This window comes from Micromonospora sp. NPDC047644, from assembly GCF_040704315.1.
GTDB lineage: Bacteria > Actinomycetota > Actinomycetes > Mycobacteriales > Micromonosporaceae > Micromonospora.
Map to the genome: position 1 here is coordinate 49,108 of NZ_JBEYSY010000001.1, position 23,855 is coordinate 72,962.

18 protein-coding genes and 1 tRNA gene are annotated in these 23,855 nt (G+C 71.9%); 7 read left to right on the plus strand and 12 right to left on the minus strand.

The window, feature by feature from the left end; all coding sequences use genetic code 11:
* Positions 1 to 8 precede the first annotated feature (8 nt).
* Positions 9 to 1,811, minus strand: a complete 1,803-nt coding sequence (gene metG / locus AB0877_RS00230) for a methionine--tRNA ligase (RefSeq protein ID WP_366605270.1) — start codon at positions 1,809 to 1,811, stop codon at positions 9 to 11.
* Between the two features lie 149 nt (positions 1,812 to 1,960).
* On the opposite strand from metG, the gene AB0877_RS00235 reads away from it, so the two are divergent.
* Complete coding sequence (locus AB0877_RS00235) at positions 1,961 to 3,022, plus strand: hypothetical protein (protein ID WP_366605272.1); 1,062 nt, start codon at positions 1,961 to 1,963, stop codon at positions 3,020 to 3,022.
* Positions 3,023 to 3,053: 31 nt separating this feature from the next.
* On the opposite strand, the gene rsmI is transcribed toward AB0877_RS00235, so the two are convergent.
* Entirely contained in the window at positions 3,054 to 3,902 is an 849-nt protein-coding gene (gene rsmI / locus AB0877_RS00240; protein ID WP_366605274.1) for a 16S rRNA (cytidine(1402)-2'-O)-methyltransferase, read from the minus strand.
* A 131-nt stretch (positions 3,903 to 4,033) separates the two neighbouring features.
* Between rsmI and AB0877_RS00245 the strand changes: the two genes are divergently transcribed.
* From AB0877_RS00245 to AB0877_RS00255, 3 genes are all read left to right on the plus strand, one after another.
* Positions 4,034 to 5,701: a phospholipid carrier-dependent glycosyltransferase gene (locus AB0877_RS00245; RefSeq protein ID WP_366606140.1), complete on the plus strand. Its 1,668-nt coding sequence runs from the start codon at positions 4,034 to 4,036 to the stop codon at positions 5,699 to 5,701.
* Positions 5,702 to 6,065: 364 nt separating this feature from the next.
* Positions 6,066 to 7,343 (plus strand): VWA domain-containing protein, encoded by a 1,278-nt coding sequence (locus AB0877_RS00250; protein ID WP_366605277.1) that lies wholly within the window; start codon positions 6,066 to 6,068, stop codon positions 7,341 to 7,343.
* Positions 7,343 to 8,125 (plus strand): peptidase, encoded by a 783-nt coding sequence (locus tag AB0877_RS00255; protein ID WP_366605279.1) that lies wholly within the window; start codon positions 7,343 to 7,345, stop codon positions 8,123 to 8,125. Before AB0877_RS00250 ends, AB0877_RS00255 begins: the two co-directional genes overlap by 1 nt.
* 45 nt (positions 8,126 to 8,170) lie before the next feature.
* On the opposite strand, the gene AB0877_RS00260 is transcribed toward AB0877_RS00255, so the two are convergent.
* A complete protein-coding gene (locus tag AB0877_RS00260; RefSeq protein ID WP_203122828.1) occupies positions 8,171 to 8,440 on the minus strand; it encodes a hypothetical protein in 270 nt (89 codons plus the stop codon).
* A 198-nt stretch (positions 8,441 to 8,638) separates the two neighbouring features.
* On the opposite strand from AB0877_RS00260, the gene AB0877_RS00265 reads away from it, so the two are divergent.
* On the plus strand, positions 8,639 to 9,295 hold the full coding sequence (locus AB0877_RS00265) for a 4'-phosphopantetheinyl transferase superfamily protein (protein ID WP_366605280.1): 657 nt from the start codon (positions 8,639 to 8,641) through the stop codon (positions 9,293 to 9,295).
* A 202-nt stretch (positions 9,296 to 9,497) separates the two neighbouring features.
* Positions 9,498 to 10,265, plus strand: a complete 768-nt coding sequence (locus AB0877_RS00270) for a DUF4352 domain-containing protein (protein WP_366605281.1) — start codon at positions 9,498 to 9,500, stop codon at positions 10,263 to 10,265.
* Positions 10,266 to 10,329: 64 nt separating this feature from the next.
* Here AB0877_RS00270 and AB0877_RS00275 read toward each other — a convergent pair whose 3' ends face one another.
* Both AB0877_RS00275 and AB0877_RS00280 read right to left on the minus strand, forming a co-directional pair.
* Positions 10,330 to 11,346, minus strand: coding sequence for a hypothetical protein (locus AB0877_RS00275; protein WP_366605283.1), 1,017 nt, complete (start codon positions 11,344 to 11,346; stop codon positions 10,330 to 10,332).
* 121 nt (positions 11,347 to 11,467) lie between these two features.
* On the minus strand, positions 11,468 to 12,553 hold the full coding sequence (locus AB0877_RS00280; protein WP_366605285.1) for a Gfo/Idh/MocA family oxidoreductase: 1,086 nt from the start codon (positions 12,551 to 12,553) through the stop codon (positions 11,468 to 11,470).
* Between the two features lie 85 nt (positions 12,554 to 12,638).
* Here AB0877_RS00280 and AB0877_RS00285 point away from each other — a divergent pair, with 85 nt between their 5' ends.
* Entirely contained in the window at positions 12,639 to 13,322 is a 684-nt protein-coding gene (locus AB0877_RS00285) for a hypothetical protein (protein WP_366605287.1), read from the plus strand.
* Positions 13,323 to 13,453: 131 nt separating this feature from the next.
* Here AB0877_RS00285 and AB0877_RS00290 read toward each other — a convergent pair whose 3' ends face one another.
* From AB0877_RS00290 to AB0877_RS00320, 7 genes are all read right to left on the minus strand, one after another.
* A complete protein-coding gene (locus tag AB0877_RS00290) occupies positions 13,454 to 16,684 on the minus strand; it encodes an RHS repeat-associated core domain-containing protein (RefSeq protein WP_366605289.1) in 3,231 nt (1,076 codons plus the stop codon).
* 389 nt (positions 16,685 to 17,073) lie between these two features.
* Positions 17,074 to 17,147, minus strand: a tRNA-Ala gene (locus tag AB0877_RS00295).
* Between the two features lie 266 nt (positions 17,148 to 17,413).
* The gene (locus AB0877_RS00300) at positions 17,414 to 18,196 is read right to left on the minus strand and encodes a hypothetical protein (RefSeq protein WP_181549198.1); all 783 of its coding nucleotides are present in this window, start codon (positions 18,194 to 18,196) and stop codon (positions 17,414 to 17,416) included.
* 200 nt (positions 18,197 to 18,396) lie between these two features.
* Positions 18,397 to 19,047 (minus strand): GNAT family protein, encoded by a 651-nt coding sequence (locus tag AB0877_RS00305; RefSeq protein ID WP_366605291.1) that lies wholly within the window; start codon positions 19,045 to 19,047, stop codon positions 18,397 to 18,399.
* A 111-nt stretch (positions 19,048 to 19,158) separates the two neighbouring features.
* On the minus strand, positions 19,159 to 20,472 hold the full coding sequence (gene glp, locus AB0877_RS00310) for a gephyrin-like molybdotransferase Glp (protein ID WP_366605293.1): 1,314 nt from the start codon (positions 20,470 to 20,472) through the stop codon (positions 19,159 to 19,161).
* Positions 20,469 to 21,431, minus strand: coding sequence for a UTP--glucose-1-phosphate uridylyltransferase (locus AB0877_RS00315; protein WP_366605295.1), 963 nt, complete (start codon positions 21,429 to 21,431; stop codon positions 20,469 to 20,471). Before AB0877_RS00315 ends, glp begins: the two co-directional genes overlap by 4 nt.
* A gap of 9 nt (positions 21,432 to 21,440) precedes the next feature.
* Complete coding sequence (locus tag AB0877_RS00320) at positions 21,441 to 23,795, minus strand: diguanylate cyclase (RefSeq protein ID WP_366605297.1); 2,355 nt, start codon at positions 23,793 to 23,795, stop codon at positions 21,441 to 21,443.
* Between the last annotated feature and the right edge of the window lie 60 nt (positions 23,796 to 23,855).

The window sequence follows — 23,855 nt, forward strand, 5'->3', positions numbered from 1 at the left end:
CAGGGTGTTCAGTCGGCGAGCCGGGCCAGTTCCTCGTCGACGATCGACGGGTCGAGCTTGCGGAACACCGGCTTCGGCGCGGCCAGCGGTCGGCCCGCCTCGATCGACACCGACTCCCAGCGCGCGCCGACGGTGTAGTCCCCGGTGAGCACCGGGTACGCCGGGCCGCCGTCCAGGTCGTCGACCTGCTCGATCACCGGCATCGGCGCGTGCACGCCGGTGCCCCCGAGCAGCTCGTGCACCTGCTGGGCGGAGTGCGGCAGGAACGGGGTGAGCAGCGTGTTGGCATCGCTGATCACCTGAAGCGCGACGTGCAGGATGGTGCCCATCCGGGGCTTGTCCGCCTCGTCCTTGAGCTTCCAGGGCGCCTGCTCGGAGAGGTACCTGTTCGCCTCGGCGACCACCTTCATGGCCTCACCGATCGCCTGCTTCTGCCGGTGCCGGCCGATCAGGTCGCCGACCGTGTCGAACCCGGCCCGCGCGACGGCGAGCAGCGCCTCGTCGGCCTCGGTGAGCCCGGCCGGGTCGACCGGCGGGATCGTCCCGAAGTTCTTCGCGGCCATCGAGACGCACCGGTTGACCAGGTTGCCCCAACCGGCGACCAACTCGTCGTTGTTGCGGCGCAGGAACTCGGCCCAGGTGAAGTCGGTGTCGTTGCTCTCCGGGCCGGCGGCGGCGATGAAGTAGCGCAGCGCGTCGGCGTCGTAGCGCTCCAGGAAGTCGCGAACGTAGATGACCACCTTGCGGGACGAGGAGAACTTGCGCCCCTCCATGGTCAGGTACTCGCTGGAGACCACCTCGGTGGGCAGGTTGAGCCGACCCAGCTCGCCCGGCTCACCGTCGCGGGAGCCCTCGCCGGAGTAGCCGGAGAGCAGCGCCGGCCAGATCACCGAGTGGAAGACGATGTTGTCCTTGCCCATGAAGTAGTAGGACCGGGCGTCCTTGCCCGCGCCGTCGGCGGACCAGTACTTCCGCCACGCGTCCGGGTCGCCGGAGCGACGGGCCCACTCGATCGAGGCGGACAGGTAGCCGATCACCGCGTCGAACCACACGTAGATCCGCTTGTCCGACCGGTCGCGCCAGCCGTCGAGCGGGATCGGTACGCCCCACTCCAGGTCACGGGTGATCGCCCGGGGCTGGAGGTCGTCGAGCAGGTTGCGGGAGAACCGCAGCACGTTGGGCCGCCACCCCTCGCGGGTGTCCAGCCACTGCCGCAGCACCTCGGCCAAGGCCGGCAGGTCCAGGAAGAAGTGCTCGGTCTCGACGAACTTCGGAGTCTCCCCGTTGATCCGCGACTTCGGGTTGATCAGGTCGATCGGGTCGAGTTGGTTGCCGCAGTTGTCGCACTGGTCACCGCGGGCGCTGTCGTACCCGCAGATCGGGCAGGTGCCCTCGATGTAGCGGTCGGGCAGGGTGCGTCCGGTGGACGGGGAGATCGCGCCCATGGTGGTCTTCGGCACGATGTAGCCGTTGCGGTACATCCCCTCGAACAACTCCTGCACCACCGCGTAGTGGTTGCGGGTGGTGGTGCGGGTGAACAGGTCGTACGAGAGACCGAGGCCGTGCAGGTCCTCGACGATCACCCTGTTGTACCGGTCGGCCAGTTCGCGCGGGGTGACTCCGTCGGCGTCGGCCTGCACCTGGATCGGGGTGCCGTGCTCGTCGGTGCCGGAGACCATGAGCACGTCGTGGCCGGCCATCCGCATGTACCGGGCGAAGACGTCGGAGGGAACGCCGAAACCGGAGACGTGGCCGATGTGGCGGGGGCCGTTGGCGTACGGCCAGGCCACTGCCGCGAGAACGTGACTCATGAGCAGTGAGCCTAGTGACCTGTCCGGGGCGTTCGCGAACCAATAGGGGGTGCCCGACCGGCGGACCGGGCCGGCAACCTCGCCCGTTGGTCCGATTTGTCGTCGACACGCGGCTCACCTGCCCGTTTCACCTCCTGGCGCGGTGTGCAATGAACGTCGTGACGGGCAGAGGAGCGGCGCGGGACCACGAGGACCGTCCCACCGGGTCGGCGGTCGGCGACGACCCGGGGCCCGGACCCGCCGCGTCCCGGGTCGCCGGGGTCGCGCCGCAGCCCCGGTTCGAGTCCACCGCCGAGCCGGGTGCGCAGCGGCCCACCCCGGCGGGGAGGTCCGCGGCCCCGGCCCGCCCCGCACCGGCGGCGCCGTCACCCACACCGACTCGTCCGACCCCGGGGGCACCCGTACCCAGCCCGGCCCGGCCCGGCTCGTCGGGCCCGCCGGCCGACTCGGCACCGGCCGGCGCGGAGCCGATCGAGGTGGAGCCGACGACCGGGGCGCCGGTGGACGCGGTGCCGCGTCGGGTGCCGGTCCGGCAGCAGGGCCGCCGGCAGCGCGACCATGGGCCCGACGGCGACCCGCCGGAGGACGACGCTGGCGCCTTCTGGGCGCCGATCGAGCAGGTGCACTGGGACGGCACCCCGGTTCGCACGGACGCGGCACCGGCGCGGTTCCGGGGCTTCCGACTGGCGCGGCGTCGGGCGCCGCACCGCACGCCCCTGCCGCCGGACCCGCTGCCCGGGCTCGCCGCGCTGGTGGTGCTGAGCCTGGTCGCGGCCTTCTTCGCCTGGGTCAGCGCCGGCCCGTTCTGGCTCGCGGTCGGGCACGCCCGGACCGGCACCGTGGTGATCGACAACTGCTCCGGCAACGGGCTCACCCTGCGCTGCCGGGGGACGTTCACGGCCGAGGACGACCGGTTCATCAGCCATGGTGTCCGGGTCACCGGCGTGCCCGTCGGGCGGAGCACGGCCGGCACCGCGCTGTCGGCACGGATGACCGGCCCGGACAGCGGTACCGCGTACGCGGACGTCGGCGTGGGCCGGCACCTGCGGTGGCTGCCCGGTCTGCTGGTGGTGCTGGCCTGCGCCGCCGGGATCGTCCGGTGGACCGGGTCGGCCCGGCTGCCCGGTCGCCGGCACCGCCGCTGGGCCGTGGCCGCCGCCGTAGCCGGCCCCACACTGATCACCGTCGGGTTCCTGGTCGCCGCGTGGTGACCCGGCGGTCCGGCGAGCCGGACCACCTCGATCAGCTGTGCACGATCGTGTAGACGTCGCGGCGGCGCAGCGCGTACTCGGTGGCGACGTCGGTGATGGCGTCCCGGCGGGACCGGCCGGCGGCCTCCCGCTCGGCGACGGCGGCGCGAAGGGTTTCGTCGTCCGGGCGTTCGGCCACGATCACCGGGGCTCCGGCCACCACCAGGGTGATCTCTCCACGCGGGTCCCCCTCGGTGGCCCACGTGGCCAGCTCGCCGAGGGGGCGGCGGAGCACCTCCTCGTAGGTCTTGGTGAGTTCGCGGCAGAGCGCGGCCGGCCGGTCCGCCCCGAACGTGTCGGCCAGGTCGGTGAGCGTCGCCGCGATCCGGTGCGGGGCCTCGAAGAAGACCAGGGTGCGCTCCTCGGCGGCGAGGGCCCGCAACCGGGACCGACGGCCACCGGGGGTACGCGGCAGGAAGCCCTCGAAGCAGAACCTGTCGCAGGGCAGCCCGGAGACGGCCAGCGCGGTGGTGACCGCGCTGGGCCCGGGGGCGACGGTGACCGGCGCGCCGACGTCCAACGTGGCACGGACGAGCCGGTAGCCGGGGTCGGAGACGCTGGGCATCCCGCCGTCGGTGACCAGCGCCACCACGTACCCGGCGAGGATGGCCTCGACCAGCTCGGGGGTGCGCCGCTCCTCGTTGCCCTCGAAGTAGGAGACGATCCGACCGCCGACGGTGAGGTCGAGATCGCGGGCCAGCCGGGTGAGTCGTCGGGTGTCCTCGGCGGCGACCACGTCGGCGCTGATCAGCACCTCCCGGAGTCGGGCCGAGGCGTCGGCGGGGTTGCCGAGCGGGGCACCGAGCAGAATCAGGCGCCCAACTTCGGACATTTCACCCACGAATTCGTCTCCTTCACTGCTGGGAATACCGGTATCAGGGACGACGGACGCCACCGGACACCTTGGCAGCCTACGATCGCCGGGTGACGAGTGCGTCGACAGCGCAGACCCCGAGCGCCGATCCGGACAAGATGATCCCGGCGACGGGCGAGCCCAGTGCCACCCAGGAGCCGACGGCACCGAGCGCCGAGGGCGGCGGGGTGGTCGCCGTGGTCCGGCGACGGTTCGCCACCGTCGACACCCAGGTGGACAGGTTCTCCTGGCTGGCCACGGCAGTGGTGGTGGCCATCGCGGCGATCGTGCGCTTCGTCGGGCTGTCCAGCCCGAAGGGCAAGATCTTCGACGAGACGTACTACGCCAAGGACGCCTACGGCCTGATCTCCCGTGGCGTGGAGTGGAACTACCGGGACAACGTCCCGTCGTACGTGGTGCACCCCCCGCTGGGCAAGTGGTTGATCGGCGTCGGCGAGTGGGCCTTCGGCTACCAGGACGCGGATTCGAAGGTCTCCGTTCCCGGTCACCTGATGACCACCGCACCGGAGTTCGGCTGGCGATTCTCGGCCGCGGTGATCGGCACCCTGTCGGTGCTGCTGCTGGTCCGCATCGGTCGGCGGATGTTCCGCTCGACGGTGCTCGGTTGCGCGGCCGGCCTGCTGCTCGCCCTGGACGGCTTCCACCTGGTGCTGTCCCGGGCGGCCCTGCTCGACATCTTCCTGCTTTTCTTCGTGCTGGCGGCGTTCGGCGCGCTGGTCCTCGATCGGGACGCCCGCCGTCGCCGCTGGGCTCGGGCCCTGGACGACGGGCTCGATCCGAGCCAGCCGGGCCGGGCCGGGCGTCCGCCGACCGGTTGGCGCACCTGGCCGTGGTGGCGGCTGGCGGCCGGGGTGCTGATCGGCTGCGCCTGCGCGGTGAAGTGGAGCGCCCTGTACTTCGTGCCGGCCTTCGCTCTGCTGGTGCTCTTCTGGGAGGTCGGCGTCCGCCGCTCGGCGGGGGTCCGTCGGCCCTGGCGGGACACGCTCGTCGACGAGCTGCCCTGGCTGGCGCTCGCCGGCGTGCTGATGGTGGGCACCTACCTCGCCACCTGGTCGGGCTGGCTGCTCACCGACGACGGCTACTACCGGCTCGCGTCGTCGAACCAGTACGCGTCCGACAAGCTGAGCGACCGCCCCGTGATCGGCCCGCTGATCAACCTCTACGAATACCACCGCGCGGCGTACGGCTTCCACGCCCAGCTTGACGACGCGCACAAGTACCAGTCCTGGCCGTGGCAGTGGCTGCTGTTGGGCCGGCCGGTGGCGTTCCACTACGCCGGCGACGGCGTCTGCGGCGCGGCGAGCTGCGCCTCGGAGATTCTGCTGCTCGGCACCCCGCTGCTCTGGTGGTCGTTCCTGCCGGCTCTGGTGGCGCTGGCCTGGCTGGGTGTGGCCCGTCGGGACTGGCGGGCCGGCGCGATCCTGCTCACCGTGGCCGCCGGGCTGCTGCCGTGGTTCTGGTTCGCTCTCGAAGGCCGGACGATGTTCTCGTTCTACGCCGCGCCGGCGGTGCCGTTCCTGGTGCTGGCCGTGGTGTATGTGCTGGGCGCGCTGATCGCGCCGGCCGGGGGTGACGTGGGTACGGTGACGCCGCTGGTGCCCGGTGACCCGAGTTACGAGCGCCGACTGGTGGGCAGCATCGCGGCGGGGGCGTACGTCCTGCTGGTGGCGCTCTGCTTCGCATACTTCTATCCGATCTTCGTCGGTCGGGTGATTCCGTACTCGGACTGGTTGTCCCGGATGTGGCTCGACGGTCGGTGGATATAAGCATCGACAGGCGGCGCGCCGCACAGCGCGACGGAAGAAGGGCCCGCACGCCGGAGCGTGCGGGCCCTTCTTGACAAAGACGCGCGCCCCGATCGCCTGCCACGGGGGAAGCGGGCGATTGGGGCGCGCATGAAGAGCTTAACCACCGCGCACCACCGGCACAACGGGTCGACTTGGGTCAGATTTCCGACGGAGGCTGGCCGAGCCGACACCTTGCCTCTCACAGTTGACCGAGGGTGACCCGCCATGGACCCTGAGCGCGGGTGCTGCCGATCCGAGCCGAACCCGACGTGGGCGGCGTCGCCGATTCCGCGCGCCCGCACCCAAACGATCATCCAAAGTGGATCTCATTACACTGCGGGTCGTGATCAACTTCAGACGATCGACGGCGGTCCTTCTCGGACTGTTGGCGACCACCGCGCTGGCCGGCCCGGCGCAGGCCGACGAGGAGCCGGTGCCCGAGCCGCCCCGGGTCGAGCTGGTACTCGACGTCAGCGGGTCGATGCGCGCCGCCGACATCGACGGACGCACCCGGATCTCGGTCGCCCAGCAGGCGTTCAACGAGGTGGTCGACGCGCTGCCCGAGGAGACACAGCTCGGCATCCGGGTGCTCGGCGCGACCTACCGCGGCAAGGACAAGAAGGTCGGTTGCCAGGACACCCAGCAGATCGTGCCGGTCGCGCCGGTTGACCGGTCCGCCGCCAAGGCCGCGGTGGCGACACTGCGGCCGACCGGGTTCACTCCGGTCGGCCTGGCGCTGCGCTCGGCCGCGCAGGACCTGGGCGCCGGGGCCACCACCCGGCGGATCGTGCTGATCACCGACGGCGAGGACACCTGTGCGCCGCCGGACCCGTGCGAGGTGGCCCGGGAACTGGCCGCCCAGGGCACCAGCCTGGTCGTCGACACCCTCGGCCTGGCCCCCGACGACAAGGTTCGCCGGCAACTGCTCTGCATCGCCAACGCCACCGGCGGGACCTACACCGCCGCGCAGAGCGCCGAGGAGCTGACCGACCGGATCAAGCAGCTCGTCGAGCGGGCCGGGGACACCCACACCCGGGCCCCGACAGTTGTCGGCGGCACGAGCGCGTGCGACTCGGCGCCACTGCTCGCCCCCGGCGTCTACGCCGACCGGGAGGCGTTCTCCGAGCATCGCTACTACCGGGTGCCGATCCGCCCCGGGCAGGAGCTGCGGGCCTCGGTGAGCATGGCGTTGGACCGGGCCGTCAACCGGGACTACGGGGTGCTGCTGCGGGCCACCGCTGCCGACGGCCGGGAACTCGTCCGCGGCGCGGACGCCGGCAGCGGGCGGACCGACGTGCTCTCCGCCGGGCTGCGCTGGTCGGCCAGCGCCGACGACGAGGACGCCGCCGAGACCGGGCAGAGCGCCGCACCGATCATCGAACCCACCACCGTCTGCCTGGTGGTCAGCAATTCTTTCGCCCCGCGTCCCGGAACCGCGGCCACCCCGGGAATGCCGGTGGAGTTGACCATCGACGTGGTCGCCGCCGCACCCGCACCGGACGGACCGCACCTCGGCCGGGGCTGGGTGCTGCTGGCACTGCTCACCATCGCCGGTCTGCTCACCGGTCTGCTGGCCGGCCTGCTCACCCGCTGGTGGGTCGCCACCTGGAGGGAGAACTGATGCGTACCGCACCGATGCGGCCGATGGCGGCGCTGCTCGCTGCCGGCGTGGCCGCCCTGCTCCCCACTGCTGCCGCCGCCGCACCAACCCCCTCCCCGGGCGCCACGCCGGTGAACCGCGCCGGCACGTCGTTCCTCACCGCCACCCCGATCACCGCCGGACAACCGGTACGGGTGGATGCCTCGATCGGCGATCACCTCTACTGGTCGTTCCCGGCGACAGCCGGCCAGGTGCACGAGATCAACGCCACCGTCACCTTCCCCAAGGGACGCAGCGGCGCCTCCACCTGGACGGTGGACGTCTTCGACGGGCTGCGCCGACGCCAGGCGTGCACGGCGGGGGCCCAGACCCCGACAGCGGACGCGAAGGCGTCGAACCTGGTGTTGGGTTGCACGCTGCGCGAGGTGCGGCCGTGGGCGGAGCCCTGGTCGGCCGACCCGCTGCCCGGCACGTACGTCGTCCGACTCTCGGTGATCGATCTGCCGGAGCCGGATCTGGGTGCGCCGATCGACGTCGACCTGCTGGTGGGCACCATCGCCGACCGGGGCGCCTCGGCCGACGACGGCGAGTTGGCCGCCCCGCTGGTGCCGAACACCAAGGCCGGCACGGTGCTCAACGCCGTACCCCCGGTGGACGCGGAGGCCGACGACGAGAGCGGCTCGCTGACGGACTGGTTGCCGGATCTCGGCTCGCGCTGGGTCTGGACCGGCATCGGCGGCGCGCTCGCCGCGGTGGCCGGCGTGTTCGGCTTCGCGCTGACCCGACGCCCTCGACGTCGCTGACACGCTCCTCTGGTGGCCCCGCCCAGCGGCGGGGCCACCAGAGGCTCAGCTACGCCGGGAGCCGCGCGGTAACCAGCCGATGAACCTGTCCTGGAGCGACATCACCGGGGCCGCGCGCAGATCCTCGGTGGCGGCGGCGAGGCAGGAGCCCAGATAGACGCTGAGCATGGCGCGGTCACCCCCGTATTCCGCCAGCAGCCGGGTGCGCTTCGTCGCGCACGGCCACTCGTCACCGCAGGAGCCGCAGCTCCAGCAGGGGGTCTTCGGGGCGTGTTCGTCGGCCCGCACCCCCGGCCGTTCCAGACCATCGGTCATCGCACGTCCTTCCAGATGTCCACGGGACTGGCGGCTGCCGTGCCGGCCAGCATTGATGGTGGTCCCCCCGGAGCCATCAGGGAGAGCGCTGCGCGTCCCTCCGGTGTTACATCTTTGCGGTACCTTCGTCGGTCGTGGGAGTCGGAAATTTGACGGTTAACTCGATGCGTCATTCCTACCGACCAGTAGGTCACCAAAATGCGTGACCTGCTGCCATCGACGGTCGCCGTCGCCGTCGCCGGGCCGGAGGACTGGACGGGCGAATTGCTCCCCGCCGAGCAGGCATGCCTCGGCGAGCGGGCGGTACAGACCCGTCGGCGGGACTTTGTCGCGGGCAGGATTTGCGCCCGCAGAGCAATGCGCGACCTCGGCCTGCCGTCGACCGCCGTGCCGGCCGCCGCCGACCGCGCGCCGGTCTGGCCGGCCGGGATCGTCGGCAGCATCACCCACACCGCCGGCTACTGCGCCGCGGCGGCGGCGCACACCACCGACATCCGGTCCGTCGGCATGGATGCCGAGCAGCACCGCGAGGTCAATCCGGGAGTACGCCGACTCGTGCTGCTGCCCGAGGAGGAGGCCGTCTGCGCCCGGCTGCCCAGCGGCACCTACTGGCCGATCGTGCTGTTCAGCGCGAAGGAGACCGTCTACAAGGTGTGGCATCCGGTCGTCCGCGGCTGGTTGGACTTCCACGACGCCCACCTCGACATCGATCCGGACGCTGGCACGTTCACCGCCCGGATCGCACCGGCCCGGGTGGACGCGGCGGGGGTCGACGACCCACCGGCATCGATCAGCGGCCGATTCGTGATCGCCGACGGGCTGGTCCGTACCGCCGCCGCACTTCCGGCACGTTGACCTCGCCCGGTTACTCACAGCAATGAATGGATCACCGATCCACATTGGCGTTTGGTGACCGCTTGAACACCGTCCACGCTGGCCAGACACGTTCTGCGTCCTCGCCGTGGGAAGCCCTCCGGCGGGGCGATCGGTTGCTCCGCCACCCACGGTAACGTCGAAGAGTTCCCGCACCGCACGTACCGAAGCGCCAAGGAGTACGGTGACCCACCCCCAGCCTCGCGTCACGCCGCACGAGCCCCGACAGCCGAACCCGCAGCCGCCGACCCGCTCGTTCGCGGCGACACCGCAGCCGCCGTTCTCGGGGGCTGCATACCCGGCGGCCGGCGGGAACACGGGCGATGGCGGCGGATACCGGGCACCCGGCGGCTCCGGCTACCCGATCATCGCACCACCACCGGCGCAGACGGACCGCGCCAAGAAGTCCGTCGTTGTCGTCGCGGTCACCGCGGCCGTCCTCACCCTGCTCACCTGCGCCGGCGGCATCGTGGCGGTCGTCATCGGCACCAAGGGCACCTCGACCACGGTGAGCGAGGCACGGGCCACCCCGCCGGCACCGTCGGCGAACGGCGACACCCGCGGGATGTCGCCGGGCGATACCCTGGTCGTCAACCGCGAGACCGGCACCGTCGAGATCACCGTGACGAAGTTCAGCAGCGCCACCAAACCCTGCAAGTCCCACGGACTGAAGCCCGGCGAAGGCATGTACGTGATAGCCGACGTGACGGTGGCCGTCACCAAGGGCACCGCGTCGACGAACCCGCTCTACTTTCAGTGGGTCGCCGCCGACGGCACCAAGACCACCGCGATCGGTGGAGCCTTCTCCGGCTGTGGCAAACCGATGCCGGCCGTCGACGACCTGACCGCCGGCGCCAGAAGCACCGGCAGCGTGGTGTTCGACGTGCACGACACCTCGGGCGCGCTGGAATACCACGACCAGTTCCAGACCGCCGGTTCCTGGAAGCCGTGACGCGTCGACGCGACGTGGGGCCGACCCGTCCGGGCCGGCCCCACGCGGTGGGCGAGTCAGCGGGTCAGCAGCCCGTCCAGCGCACCGGGGTCAGCCGGTCGGCGAGAACGTTGCGGAACCCGACGATGGTGCCCGAGTCGGAGATGGACCGCGCACCGACGACCACCCCGGTGCCGCCGCCCGGCAGGACCCGGGAGGTGGCGCCCCGGGCAACGCGGTCACCACCCACCACGACGCCCTTGGCGTTGACACCGGTCAGGGCCGGCATGTCCTGGTCGAGCACCGTGTGCGAGCCGTTGCGCAGGTCCCACCGCACCCTGGCCGAGGTGGTGCCGCCCAGCCACGCCTGGCCGATCGCCCAGCGGCCCGCCGCCTCGCCGGCCGTGCTCCACTCGGCACCCGGGAACGTGAGCGCGTCGATCCTCCCGTTCGGCCGGCGGACCCAGCTGTTCCAGTCCCCGAAGGGTCCGGCGCTACCGACGATGGTCCCGTTGTCGGTGATCCCACCCGCCTGCGCGTCCAGCGGGGCGTCGAGCACCTCCACAGTGCCCGGACGGGCGGCCGGCCAGCGCAGCGCCACCAGTTGCCCGGGGACGATGTCCGAGCCGTAACCGACGATGTCGCCGACGTCGTTGATGGCGCTGACGAAGATGCCGGTGGACGGCAGCACCGGCAACTGCTCGAGCTTGCCGTCGCGGTACCTCCACGGCTGCCCGTAACCGCTCTCCGCCGATCCGTTGCCGACCACGACGCCGTCGGCGTTGATGTCGACGGGGGTGTCCGTGCTCTTCGACTCCAGTTCGGTGACCCGCTGCCCGTCCCAGAACAGCAGCAGGTACTGGTTGTCGGTCGCGCCGACCCGCAGCGCGGTGCCCGCGACGTAACGCCCCGTCGGGTCGACCGCGTTCGCGTCGGCCCGATAGGTGTCGGCCGGGTACGGCAACGTGCTGATCTTGCAGGTGCGGGGGGCCGCCCCGCTGGGCGCGGCGGTCGCCGTAGCGGAGACGGCGACCCCGAGAGAGGTGGCCAGCAGACCGGTCGCGGTGGCTGCCAGCATCCGGCGTCGAGTGCTTCGGTTCATCGTTGCTCCCCCGTGTGGGGCCCGGGTGCTCCCAGGCATCTGGTTGATACCTGGCTCCACAGGCGAGCCGGCCGCACGGTTGCGCACTGTCAGCCAAGAGACAGCAGCCGAACAGCCGGAGCTACCGCCCCCATGCCTCGGTGGCGGTGACGACCGGGCGGCCGGTGCGTACCGACTCGTCGACGGCGAGGCTGATCAGGTGGTCCTGGCAGGCTTCGGCCAGCGGGTACGGAGCCGGGCCCTCCTCCCGCGCCCACGCCCCGGCGCGGGCGACGATGTCGGCCACCGCGATGTCGTCGTCGGACATCCCGCTGCCGACGAACGGGTTGCGGTAGACCACGTCGCCGTCGAAGCTGATGTGCTTGAGGTCGAGCCCTTCGAGGTTGAGGTCGAGACCGGTCTGCCGTCGGGTCAGGAACGACTCCACCGGTGTGCTCGGGTCGATCAGCCGGACCACCCGGTCGTCCACCAACTCACCGCGCGAGCCCCGGATCACCAACCGGCGGGTGCGCAGCGGGTTCCACCACTGGTTGTCGGTGAAGTCGTACAACCCCATCCGCCCACCGAAGTCGATGGTCGCGAGGGTGGTGGACAGCTGCTGCGGGGTGTCGTCGCCGCTCCAGCCGGCCGGCGAGAGCGGGTTGGCCAGCGGCGCGACGAAGGCCCGCGCGCTCACCTCGGCGCTCTCGTGACCCACGCCGAGCAGACCCCGGATCAGTGAGACCGCGTGGTACAGGTGGGTCGACGAGATCTGGACCGAGGTCGGCTCACCGAGCACCCCGGCGCGGACCAACGCCAGCCGCGCCGCGTGCCCGGGCATCAGCAGGTACTGCTCGGCGACCTGCACCAGGCCGCTGTCTCCGACGTCGGCCCAGAGCGAGCGCAGACCCGCCAGGTCGGGGGCGGGCGGCGTCTCGGCGAGCACCGGTACGCCGGCCGCGACCAGTTCCCGGGTCGCCTCGGGCGTCACCGACCAGGGCACCGACACGAGGACGAAGTCCGGCCGCTCGTGGGCGAGCATCTCCGCGCCGGTACGGAAGGTCGGCACACCCCAGTCGGCCGTCACGGCGGCTCCCCGTGATCCGGTACGTGTCACCACCCCGGTCACCCGGAAACTCTCGGGGAGCAGCCGGGCCAGGCGTAGGAAGAACTCACCTCGCCAGCCGCTGCCGATGATGCCGAACCGGGTCTGGGCCACCGAAGTCATCTGGGCTCCTCACGTAGAGATCCGGATGCTAGCCGCTCTCCTTGGCTACGGTTGCGCTCCGCTCTCCTTGGCTACGGTTGCGCTGATGAACATCGAGCCGTTGCGGGCCGTACCCGTGCTGGTGCCCGACGTGGGACCGCCGCCCCTGGACTACTACCTGGTCCTACCTCGGCACGACGACAGCGGCGCGATCACCACTGTGGACGGGATCGTCGTCGAGGAGTTCACCCGCCACCACGACTTCACCACGACGGGGCTGGACAGCGCCGCCTGGACCCCGGAGGCCGGCTGGTGCAGTTCCGCCGCGCTGAGCCGCGCCATGCGCACCGCCCCCGAGGTGCTGACGCGGGTGCTTCCCACCTCCCGCCGGGAGGCCGAGGACGTCCACCGCGCGCTCGGTGGCGGGCAACTGCCGGCCGAGGCGGTGCTCCGTACGCACTTCCTCGACCACCAACCGATCGCCAGCGCGCCTCCGCTTCGGCTCGGGCCCGCGCAGGCACCGGCCGGGTTTCACGAGCGGCGGGTGTACCGCGTCCTCTTCGCCGGGGATCTCCGCGCCGAGCAGGTGGCGAGCCTGGCGGACGCCGGCGGGCGGCACGAGTACGGCCTGGGACCTGCGACGGTTCGGCGGCAGCCTGGGCTGGGGTCTCGACGTGACAGTCCTGCTGAGCACCGATGTGGCCGAGGCGGTGGGCTCGACCCTGACCGACCTGACGAACGTCTGCACGAGCACGGTCTGATACCGGTGACGTCCGAACGCTTCTCCTAGCTGCGCTCCTGGCCGGAATTGCGGATGTCGCTCCGCTGCGGACCGCAGGGAGGGGGCGATGGACGTCCATCGCCCCCTCCGCGTTCAGGTCAGACTCTGCCTGCTTGGCAGGTCCGGACAATCTCGTGCTCTCAGTCCTTGTCGGCCTCGTCCATCAGGGCCTTGGTGAGGATGCCGCCAGCGCACCCACCCACCGCACCGAGAACCCCACCGAGCGCCGCGGTGGCGGGTCCGCCGGGAGCCCCACTGACGGCTCCGGTGAGGGCGCCGCCTGCAGCGCCGCCGGCACAAGCCTCCCCGTAGTCGATCGCGAGGCCGGTCGGGTCGACGTAGTTCACCGGGTTGCCGGCGGCGTACGCGTACCGGTTGCCGTTGGCCGGGTCCGCGAGGAAGCTCAGGCTGTCCTGTTGGGTGAAGCGGCCGGTGTTCGGGTCGTACCAGCGCCGACCGAACTTGGTCAGGTCGTCGTGACGGGTGCCGCTGGCAAAACCGATCGCGTTGTCGATGATCTCGTTGTTGCTGCCGACCGTCTTGACCACCTTGCCGTACGGGTCGTAGGTGTAGGAGCCGGACAGCGACCCGTCGTACTTGATGAGGGCGACCACCGAGCCCAGCCCGTCGAACACGTAGAAGTAGTGGTCGAAGGTGCTCCCGGTCTTGCCCCGGAAGCCGAGCGGCGTGCCGAGCTGGTCGCGCTCGACGTAGTGCCGGCCGTAGGTGCCCGGCACTGTGTAGCTCTGCACCACGCTCTGACCGTTCTGGTCGTTGCGGCCGAAGAAGTACTCGTACTCGAACCGGGGCGTGCCCTTCCAGCCCAGCTCGATCTGGTCGGCCCCGCTGTACGCCCAACCGAGCTCGGCGCCACCGGCGGTGAAGCCGCGCATCAGCTGCCCGGCGGTGTTGTACTCGAAGTCGCGCAGCGCCGAACCGCCGAGCTGGTTGCCTGCTCCGTCGTGGGAGTAACCGGAGCTGGTGATCTGGTTGCCGGCGTTGTACGTCAGCGTTTGCGTGGTGACGCCGTCCACCTTCTCCGAGGTGCGGTTGCCGTTGCTGTCGTACGCGTAGTCGTAGGTCTTGCCGTCGATGTTGGTGGCCTTGGTGAGCCGGTTGCCCTTGTCGTAGGTGTAGAGGCTGACCGCGCCGGCGCGGTGGTGGTCGGTCTGCCACTGCCGTAGGCCGGTGTCGTCGGCCTTGACGGTCGAGCAGGGCGAGGTGCCGACCCGCTTGGCGTAGCAGTAGGAGACGTCGAAGACGGTGCTGGCCGTGCCGCCCTGCCAGCGCTTGCTGGTGGTCCGGCTGATCCGACCGGACTGGTCGAGGGTGTTGACGGTCTCGGCCACCTTCACCGAGGAGACGGTCAACGTGGTGGAGGTGCGGCGTCCCTCGTCGTCGTAGGTGAAGGTGTAGGTGCCGTTGGCGGCCACCAGCTTGGTGAGCAGGTTGCGGGCGTTGTAGGTGTGGAACGAGCTGCCGCGCTCGTCCTGCTGCTCGATGAGGTTGCCGACCGGGTCGTAGACGTACCAGAGTCCGCCGACGCTGCCGGTCCGCCGGCCGGTGAGCCGGTTCAGCCGGTCGTAGAAGAAGTTCTGGTACGCGTTGCCGTCGATGCGGGCGTAGACGTTGCCGCCGCCGTCGTACTCGTAGGCGACGTCGGGGATGTCCGGGTACGTGATCCGGGTGACCCGGTCGTCCAGGTCGTACTCGTACTCCTGGGTCCGCCCGGTGCCGTCCGTCGCCGTGCGCACCCGGCCGAACTCGTCGTAGCTGAACTGACGACCCCCGAGCGTCGTCCCCGCCGGTGGGGTGATCGAGGCCAACTGCTTGTTGGCGTCGTACTGGTAGGTGGTCCTGTTCGTGCCGTTGCCGGGGTCGGTCGACGAGGCGATCGTGCCGTCGGTGTTGTACTCGACCTTGGCCTCGGCGGCCAGGGCGTCCGTCGTGGCCAACTGGTTGCCCGCGCCGTTGTACGTGTACGACGTGCTGTTGCCCTGGCTGTCCGAGCCGGACGACGGCTGGAAGTTCGCCGTCGGGTTGGTGGGCGTCGCCACGTTCACGTAGGCGAGGGAGGCCTTCGCCCCGGTCGGCGTGACGACCTGGGTCGGCGACAGACCACCGTTCGCCTCGTACGAGGTCGTGGTGGTCGCACCGGTGCCGCTCTGCGTCGACGCCAGGTCCAGGTTCGGGGTGTAGGAGAAGTTGCGGACCTTGCCGTCGGGGTCGACCAGGCTGGTCACCCGCTTGTCGGCGTTGACCGTGTACGTGCTGCGCGGCACCGAGGTGACCGGCTGCGACTGGTTGGTGTTGGCGTCGGCGACGAGCGTCTGGGTGGCCGACGGATACGCCCAACGGGTGGTGGCGCCCACCGTCGGGTTCTGCGGCTGGAAGGCCCGGGTCAACGAGGTCACCCGGTGTGCCGAGTCATAGGTGATCGAGGTGGCGTTCCCGAGATTGGAACCCTGGATGCCGCCCGAGATCCTGGTGACCCGCCGCGACGAGTCGTACTCGAAACGGGTGTCCCTTCCGCTGGCGGAGCGGATCTGGGTCAGGTTGCCGTTGCTGGCGTAGCTGTACCTGACGCTGCGGTACTGCCCACCGGCGACGGTCTGCTCGATCGCCGAGAGGTAGCCGTTCGAGCCGTAGAGCACCTTCGCGGTGCGGACGCCCGCAGCGCCTCGGTTGGTGGTCACCGTGGTCAACCGGCCGCTGCCGTCGTAGCTGTAGTCGGTGACGCCTTCGTTGCGGTCCTGGCTGCGGTCCAGCTGCCCGGCGGAGGTGAAGAAGAGTTGCCGCCCGCTGTCGTGCTCGACCAGCTTCCAGCCGGTGCCGTCGGCGGTGAGCGTCGCCTTGAACTCCTTGGCGGCGGTGTAACCGGACCCGCTTGGGGTGAACCGCCCGATGACGCCGTCGGCCGCGACGTACGTGACCGAGTTGTCGTCCGCCTTGATCAGCCTGACGTCCACCCCGGCCCTCGTACGCCAGCTGTAGCCGAGCGAGCCGGTCGGCACCTCGCTGCCAGTGAGCAGGCTGTTGTACGCCGCACCCAGCACGAGGCTGTCCGCGATGCCCGGAAGGGCCAGGTCGGTGCTGCGGATGAGCAGGTTTCCCGAGCCGGTGTTGACCTGGGCGGTCAACCGGTCAGTGAGTTGGAACGTGCTGAACGTTCCGTTGCGGACCGGCCCGGTGCCGATCGGGACCGAGATCGGCCCGGCGAGCTGGCTGACCGGAGCGTTCGACGGTCCGAGCGCTCGCTGTTCTGGCGAGCCGGGCGACGCGGGCTGGGACGGTGGGGCCGAGGCGGGCTTCGCTGCCGCCTGCTGCGGCGCGGCGTGCGCTGGCACGACCACCACACCGGACGTGGACACCAGTAGGACACCCAGCGCGACTCCGGTGGCACGTCGTCGGCCACCCGCCCTTGGTAGGAACCTGAGCATGCAACTCCCCCTTGACGATCCTCGAGATAGGAAGGGCTCCGCGGACACCCTGGTACGCGGCCCATCCGTATGAGCTGCGGTGGTCGCCACAGGTCAAAGACCCAGGCGCATGGCGTCGGCCGTACTCCCCGACCGTCCGATCAGGACCGGGACGACCCGCCGCGAGATCGAGTAGAGCATCGATGATCGCCGTTTGGGACAGATGGGCTGTTCGGGACCGTTCGGGCCAGTTCGGGTCCGTTCGGGACGCGCGGCGCCTGCCGCTACACAAGATCGAAAAAGGCCGCCTCCCACACGGGAGACGGCCTTTTTACCTAGGGTGGAGCTGAGGGGATTTGAACCCCTGACCCCCTCGATGCGAACGAGGTGCGCTACCAGTCTGCGCCACAGCCCCCCGCCGGCGAACCGGCTTCGGTCCCACCCGGCTTACACCGGGCGGGCCGGCAGCAAGGCTAACAGGTCGTCGGCCTCCACCGCGAATCCGCCCCCGGCCCGGCGCTCCGGCCCGCCCAAAGATCGACTCGGGTTCCTGGAAATCGGGGCATCCCGGACGCCGCAACCCCCCGACTTCCAGGAAACCGAGTCGATCAAGCCGCCGGCCGCAGCCGGGGCCACGAACGGCACGGCCGGGCCACGGCCAGGGCTGGGGCCGGGGCCGGGTCAGGCGCCTCGGCCGGCCTCGTAGGGGCGGCCACGCAGGCCGCCGGACCGCCGGTACGAGACCGATCCACCATTGACCGCCGCCGGCAGGTCGCCCGGCCGGTCCAGGCCCATGGCGGCTCGGCGTACCCCTTCGCGCTGGGCGGCGAGGCGGCGCTGCGCCTCCCGGCGGGCCGCAGCCCGGCGGGCCTGCTCCCGGCGCACCTCGGCCTGCCGGGCGGCCAACCAGGCGGCCTCCCGGGCTCGGGCGCGGCGGCGGCGACGCCCGGCCAGGGCCTGACCCCGCAGGTGCACGACGTAGAGGGCCAGGAGCAGGAAGGTGACCCCGAAGCCGACCCAGAAGCCGGGGCTGACGAACAGCACACCGATCAACTCGACGACGTTGAGGAGCAGCAGGGCGGCGAGCACCCGGCGACGCCGGTACACGGCGGGGGTGTGCTGTCGGCGCGGCGGCGGGCGGCGACGGGACCGTTTCGGCGCGGCGGGCACGGCGCGCAGTCGGCCGGAGCGGCGGACGGCCGGCGGCGCGGAGACCGGCGCGCTCAACGCGCCGGTAGTCGCATCCTCACTGAGCGTCACGACCAGTGAGCGCGGAGGATGGACGGGTCGCCGTCCCGGCACAGTGCGGCGCCGTCGGCGGCGCTGGAGCACCCGCGCCGTCGACTGCGCCCGCTCCGCCACCAGCCGCTCGGTGGCGTCGTACCGGCGAACCAACGCCGGGGCCAGGGCGAGCAGGCCGGCGGCGGCGAGGACGGCGAGGAGCACCGAGGTCGGCACCCTCACCCCTCCCGTCACCGAATTCGAAGCAACCGCCACCCGACCGCAGGATCTTCCATCGATCACGCCTGGGCGCGTGGATCGTCCGGCCGGGGAGCGCTTGCCGCAGCTTGCAGTTACTTGAGGTTACGGCGCACCGACCGGGTTGCCACCGCGCCGCGCCGATCCCGTCCGTGGGACGAGTGGGCGAATGTCCGGAAATCCTCCTACCGCGCGTTGGCGCGAACCCGGTGCCAGCGGGCCAGCAGGCCACCCTCGGCGGCGATCTCCTCACTCGTCATCGCGTACCCGATGTGGTCCCGCCACGCGCCGTCGATGTGCATGTAGCGCACGTGGTACGACTCCTCGCGGAAGCCCAACTTCTCCACCACCCGCCGGGAAGGCTGGTTCTCCGGACGGATGTTCACCTCCACCCGGTGCAGCCCGCCCGGGCCGAACGCGTGGTCCACGGCGAGCGCCAGCGCGGTCGGGATCACACCCTGGCCGGCGACCCGGGCGTCCACCCAGTAGCCGACGTAGCCGGAACAGAGCGCCCGCCGCACGATGCTGCCCACGTTGATGTGCCCGACCAGCCGGTCACGATCGGCCTCACGCAGGCAGACCGCGAACGGCATGCCCTCACCCTCGCGGGCCGAGCGCCGCTGGTCACGGTGCACCCAGCGGAACGCGGCCGGCGAGTTCATCTCGTCCCAGCCGCCGGGCAGTGACGACTCCCAGGGTGCCAGCCAGGCCCGGTTGGCCCGCCGCACCTCCGACCATGCCGCCGCGTCGGAGCGCCGGTAGGGCCGCAGCAGCACTGGGCCGTCGGCCAGCTCCACCGGCCAGCCCGGTGCCCGCGCGGGTCCGAAGAGACTCACCTGGACAGTCTCCCGCGCGGGACCGTGTCGCGCGCAAGTGGCCTCACCGCGTTAACCGCACAGATCCGACGATCACCCGACGCGGGCCGCGAGCGGGCCGGCCGGGACGTGTCACCGGCGGCGGTCCAGCAGCAGGACATCCACTGTGGAACCGGCCGCGGCCGTGGTGACCCGCTCGCCGAGCACCAGCAGCCCATTGGCCTCGGCCAACCCGGAGAGGGTGAACGGTCCGCCGCTGAGCGGCTGGACCGTGTACCCGCCGCCGCGTCGCTCGGCGACGTGCGCCGGCCGGAACTCGCGCAGCCCGGTCGGCGACGACACGGTCTCCAGCAGGTGCGCCCGCACACTGGGTCGGAACACCGGTTCGGCGCCGGCGAGCAGTTGGATGGCGGGGCGGGCCAGCACCTCGAAGCCGATCAACGCGGCACCCGGGTCGCCGGGCAGGCAGACGACCGGCACCTCCTCGGCGCCGACAGTGCCGAACCCGAGCGCGGTGCCGGGGTAGAGCGCCACGTCGGTGAAGGTGACCGGCCCGGCGCGACCGCCCTCACGGCGGGAGAGGATCCGACGCACCATGTCTCCGGGGCCGGTGCCGGTGCCCCCGGTCGTGATGATCAGGTCGGCGCGCAGCGTCTGGTCCTCCAGCAGCCCGCGCAGCCCCTCCGGGTCGTCGTCGCAGATTCCCACCCGGTACGCCAACGCGCCCACCTCGGCCGCCGCGGCGGTCAGCGCGTGCGAGTTCGCGTCCACCACCTGACCGGGCTGACTGCCCCGGCCCACGTCGACCAGTTCGTCACCGGTGGCCACGATGACCACCCGTGGACTGGGCCGCACCACCACGTGCCCGATGCCGGTCGCCGCGAAGACGGCGACCAGGGCCGGGGACACGTAGGTGCCGGCCCGAGCGAGCAACGTGCCGGCGGGCAGCTCCTCACCCGCCCGGCGTACCCCGTACCCCCGTTTGGGGGTGCGGAAGATCTCCACGGCAGCCATGCCCTGGTCGGTCCACTCCACCGGGACCACGACGTCAGCGGCGACCGGCAGCGGAGCCCCGGCGGCCACCGAGAAGCACGAGCCGGGGGTGAGCCGGACCGGCCGCCAGCTCGCGGCACCGAGATCGCCGACCACGTTGAGCCGGATGGTGCGACCGCCGCGCGTGCCGGAAGGGGCCGGGACGTAACTCGGCCCCCGACCCCCTCCGGAAATGTCCTCCCAGCGCGCGGCGTAGCCGTCCACGGCCGCCTGGTCGAAGGCCGGGAAGGCGTGCGGCGCGACGACGTCCTCGGCGAGGACGTTGCCGTGCGCCTGGGTGAGGTCGAGGTCGAGTGGCGGCAGCGCGCGCAACCTGCGCAGCACGCTGCCCAGGTAGTCGGCGAGCGGCGTCAACTCGTTCGCGGCCGCCTCGGCGTCGGCCGTCGCTGTCATGTACCAGATCCGCCTGCCGCGTCGGCCTTGACGAAGTCGGCCAGCCAGGACCGGAACTCGGTGCCCAGGTCCTCGCGCTCGGCGGCGATCTGCACCACCGTCTGGAGGTATCCCAGCGGCATGCCGGTGTCGTAGCGGGTGCCCCGGTAGACGATCGCGTGCACCGGGGTGCCCTCGCTGCGCAGCAGCTCCATCGCGTCGGTCAGCTGGATCTCGCCGCCGCTGCCCGGCTTGGTCCGCCGGATCGCGTCGAAGATCTTGCCCGGCAGCACGTAGCGGCCGAGCACCGCGAGGTTGCTCGGAGCGTCCTCCGGCTGCGGCTTCTCCACCATGCCGGTCACCTTGACGACCTCGCCGATGTCGGTCAGCTCCGACTCGGCCGGCTCGACGGAGGCGATCCCGTACCGCTTGGTCTCGGACGGGTCGACCTCGAAGAAGGCGAGCACCACACCGCCGGTGCGGGCCTGCAACTCCAGCATCGCCGGCAGCAACGGCTCCGACGGCTTGACGAACTCGTCGCCGAGCAGCACCGCGAAGGCGTCGTCGCCGACGTGCGACTCGGCGTACCCGATGGCGTGGCCGAGCCCGAGCTGCTCGGGCTGCCGCACGGTGTAGATTTCGGCCAGCTCGCTGGGCCGACGCACGGCGGCGAGCCGCTCGGCGTCGCCCTTCTCCTCCAACCTGGTCTCCAGGTCCGGGCGACGGTCGAAGTGGTCCACCATCGACGTCTTACCCCGACCGGTGATCAGCAACACGTCACCGATGCCGGCCTGCGTGGCCTCCTCGACGATGTACTGCAACACCGGCCGATCCACCACCGGCAGCAGTTCCTTGGGCACCGCCTTGGTGGCCGGCAGGAACCGGGTGGCCAGTCCGGCGGCCGGGATGACGGCCTTGACCGCCAGGGGACGGCCGTTTGCGGCGACCGTCGATGAGGGGTTCGCTGAGTGCTCCGACATGCCGCGAGACTATCGGCCACGGCTCTGCCGCGGCGGGTGTGGCCCAGAAGACGCGCCGCCACCCGACCCCGGCCGGGCCGCGTCCGGGCCGGCCCGCGTGCCGCCCGTCGCGCTTTCCGGCGTGTCGTCGGCCGCATCCGGCCGGGCGTGCGCCGGGCCCGCCACCGATGATTCAGGTACGCCCGCCGCCGGGTCGGACCGGGCGGGCCCGCCCGGCTCCCGGGTGGCCTGCACGGGCTGGCCGGCGCGCGGCAGCCCGTCGGGTGGGCTCGCCGCACACGCGAGCACCGGGATCTCCCGGGTCGGCAGATCCGAGCGAACCTCGCCGACCCGGTACGTGTCGCGGCCCGCCGCCTTGGCCGCGTAGAGGGCGTCGTCGGCGGCCTCCAGCACCTCCCGCCCGGTGCTGCCGTGGTCCGGGAAGACGGCGATGCCCACCGACACGGTCACCAGGACCGGCCCGGCGTACCCCTCGACGGCGATGGGCGTGTCGCGCACCGCCGCGCCGAGCCGCTCGGCCACGATCGCCGCGCCCCGCGCGTCGGTCTCCGGCAGCAGCAGCACGAACTCCTCGCCACCCTGGCGGAAGGCGAGGTCGACCTCCCGGATCTCCCCGCGCACCCGCCTGGCGAACTCGGCCAGCACGGTGTCCCCCGCGGCGTGCCCGTAGGTGTCGTTGACGTCCTTGAACCGGTCCAGGTCCAACGCGAGGACGCTGAGCATCCGCCCGAAGCGGCTGGCCCGTTCCACCTCCCGCCGGATCGACTCGCGCAGGTAGCGGTAGTTCCACAGCCCGGTGAGCGGGTCGGTGAGGGAGAGCCGCTGCGCCTCCTCGTGCACCCGGACGTTGTCCACCGCCACCGCCGCGTGGCCGGCGAAGGTGCGCAGGGTGGCCAGGTCGTCGTCGTCGAACTCGTCGACGCCCAGCCGGTCGTAGAGGGCCAGCACGCCGAGGGCGGCCGCCGCGCCCGCCTCGTCGACCGGCCCCGAGGATCCGCCGAGGGTGGCCGTGGCACCGCCGGGCGGGGCGGCGAACGGAACCGCGACGTAGGTGCGACAGCGCGGCTCACCCGTCGGCGCCCCGGTCGGCTCCGCCCTCCCCCGCTGTGGTTCCCCGGTCGCGGCGACCTCACCGACCACGCCGACGCCGACCGGCACCCGGAGCGTCGGCGACCCGTCCGCCTCCTCCGCCGGCCAGCGCCCGTCCAACCCCTCGGTGCACTGCGCGACGAGCACCCCGCCGGTCTCCACCAGCAGGACGGCACCGGCACGCGCGCCGGTGGCGCCGATGGCACTGCGCAGGATCACCCGCAGGATGCGTTGCAGGTCGTGTGTGCTGGCCAGGGTATCGCCGAGCACCGCGAGGTGCCCGCGCAGCTGGTCGCGGTTGCTGGTCAACGCCGCGACGTAGGAGCCGGTCTCCCGGGTCATCCGGTTGAACGCGGCGGCCAGCCGACCCAACTCGTCACGACTGCGCACCGGCACCCGGGCGGTCAGGTCGCCCTGGGCCACCCGGTCGACGGCACCGGCCAGCTCCGCCAGCGGCCGGGTGGTCACCCGGGCCAGCCGCCAGGCGGCCAGCACCGCGAGCAGCCCGGCCAGCACGACCACCCCGAGCAGCGTGGCGTGCAACCCCGGTGGCCGTTCACTGGGCACGGAGAGCACCAGCGGCAGCGGCTGCGCGTCGGAGGGCCCGAGCCTGCGCACGTACCGACCCTCGTTGGTCTCGGTGACCTGTTCACCCCGTACCTCGACGGCGGCGGCCAGCACCGCGTCGCGGACGTCGCGGGACTCGGTCGTGTGGGTGACCCGCGCGGCGCTCGCCCCACTGTCGAGGAGGGTGACCGCCACCCCGGTCACCGCCGCCAGTCGGGCCACGAAGGCCGGGTCGACCAGTTGCGCGGCGGTCACGGTGCCCAGCCGGGCGCCGGCGCGATCGTGCAGGTCGACCTGGGCGGCCAACGCCCGGACCGGGCCGGCCGGGCCCGGGTTCGAGCCCCCGTTCGTGGCCTCGGCCGAGCCGTCGCAGTCCTGCCACGGGGTCGACGGGGCACCGGGCGAGAGGTAGGTGACCTGGCCGGTCACGTCGCTGACCAGCACCGCGGCGGCCAGACCCCGGCCGACCAGTTGCGCGGCGGCGACGGCCGGATCGGCGGTGAGCGCCACCGCGTCGGCGGTGGCGCGTAGCTGCTGGCAGAGCGCGTCGAGCGAGGTACGAACCGTGGAGGCAGCCACCGCCAGGCGCTCGGTGGAGCGGCTGCGGTCCACCGCCGCGACGGTGGAGGCGACGAAGAGCGCGCCGAGCAGGACGGGCCCGAGCACCACCACGAGGAAGGCTGCCGTCAACCGCCCGCGTAGCGTCACTCGTCCCCCCGGAAGTTCCGCCTCCGTTGCTTGCGATGCTGACACAGTGCAACCGTGGGA

Excerpts from the sequence above, each read along its gene's own strand:
- metG (WP_366605270.1), bottom strand. The coding sequence starts at position 1,811 with ATGAGTCACGTTCTCGCGGCAGTGGCCTGGCCGTACGCCAACGGCCCC.
- AB0877_RS00235 (WP_366605272.1), top strand. The coding sequence starts at position 1,961 with ATGAACGTCGTGACGGGCAGAGGAGCGGCGCGGGACCACGAGGACCGT.
- AB0877_RS00245 (WP_366606140.1), top strand. The coding sequence starts at position 4,034 with ATGATCCCGGCGACGGGCGAGCCCAGTGCCACCCAGGAGCCGACGGCA.
- AB0877_RS00255 (WP_366605279.1), top strand. The coding sequence starts at position 7,343 with ATGCGTACCGCACCGATGCGGCCGATGGCGGCGCTGCTCGCTGCCGGC.
- AB0877_RS00260 (WP_203122828.1), bottom strand. The coding sequence starts at position 8,440 with ATGACCGATGGTCTGGAACGGCCGGGGGTGCGGGCCGACGAACACGCC.
- AB0877_RS00265 (WP_366605280.1), top strand. The coding sequence starts at position 8,639 with ATGCGTGACCTGCTGCCATCGACGGTCGCCGTCGCCGTCGCCGGGCCG.
- AB0877_RS00275 (WP_366605283.1), bottom strand. The coding sequence starts at position 11,346 with ATGAACCGAAGCACTCGACGCCGGATGCTGGCAGCCACCGCGACCGGT.
- AB0877_RS00280 (WP_366605285.1), bottom strand. The coding sequence starts at position 12,553 with ATGACTTCGGTGGCCCAGACCCGGTTCGGCATCATCGGCAGCGGCTGG.
- AB0877_RS00285 (WP_366605287.1), top strand. The coding sequence starts at position 12,639 with ATGAACATCGAGCCGTTGCGGGCCGTACCCGTGCTGGTGCCCGACGTG.
- glp (WP_366605293.1), bottom strand. The coding sequence starts at position 20,472 with ATGACAGCGACGGCCGACGCCGAGGCGGCCGCGAACGAGTTGACGCCG.
- AB0877_RS00315 (WP_366605295.1), bottom strand. The coding sequence starts at position 21,431 with ATGTCGGAGCACTCAGCGAACCCCTCATCGACGGTCGCCGCAAACGGC.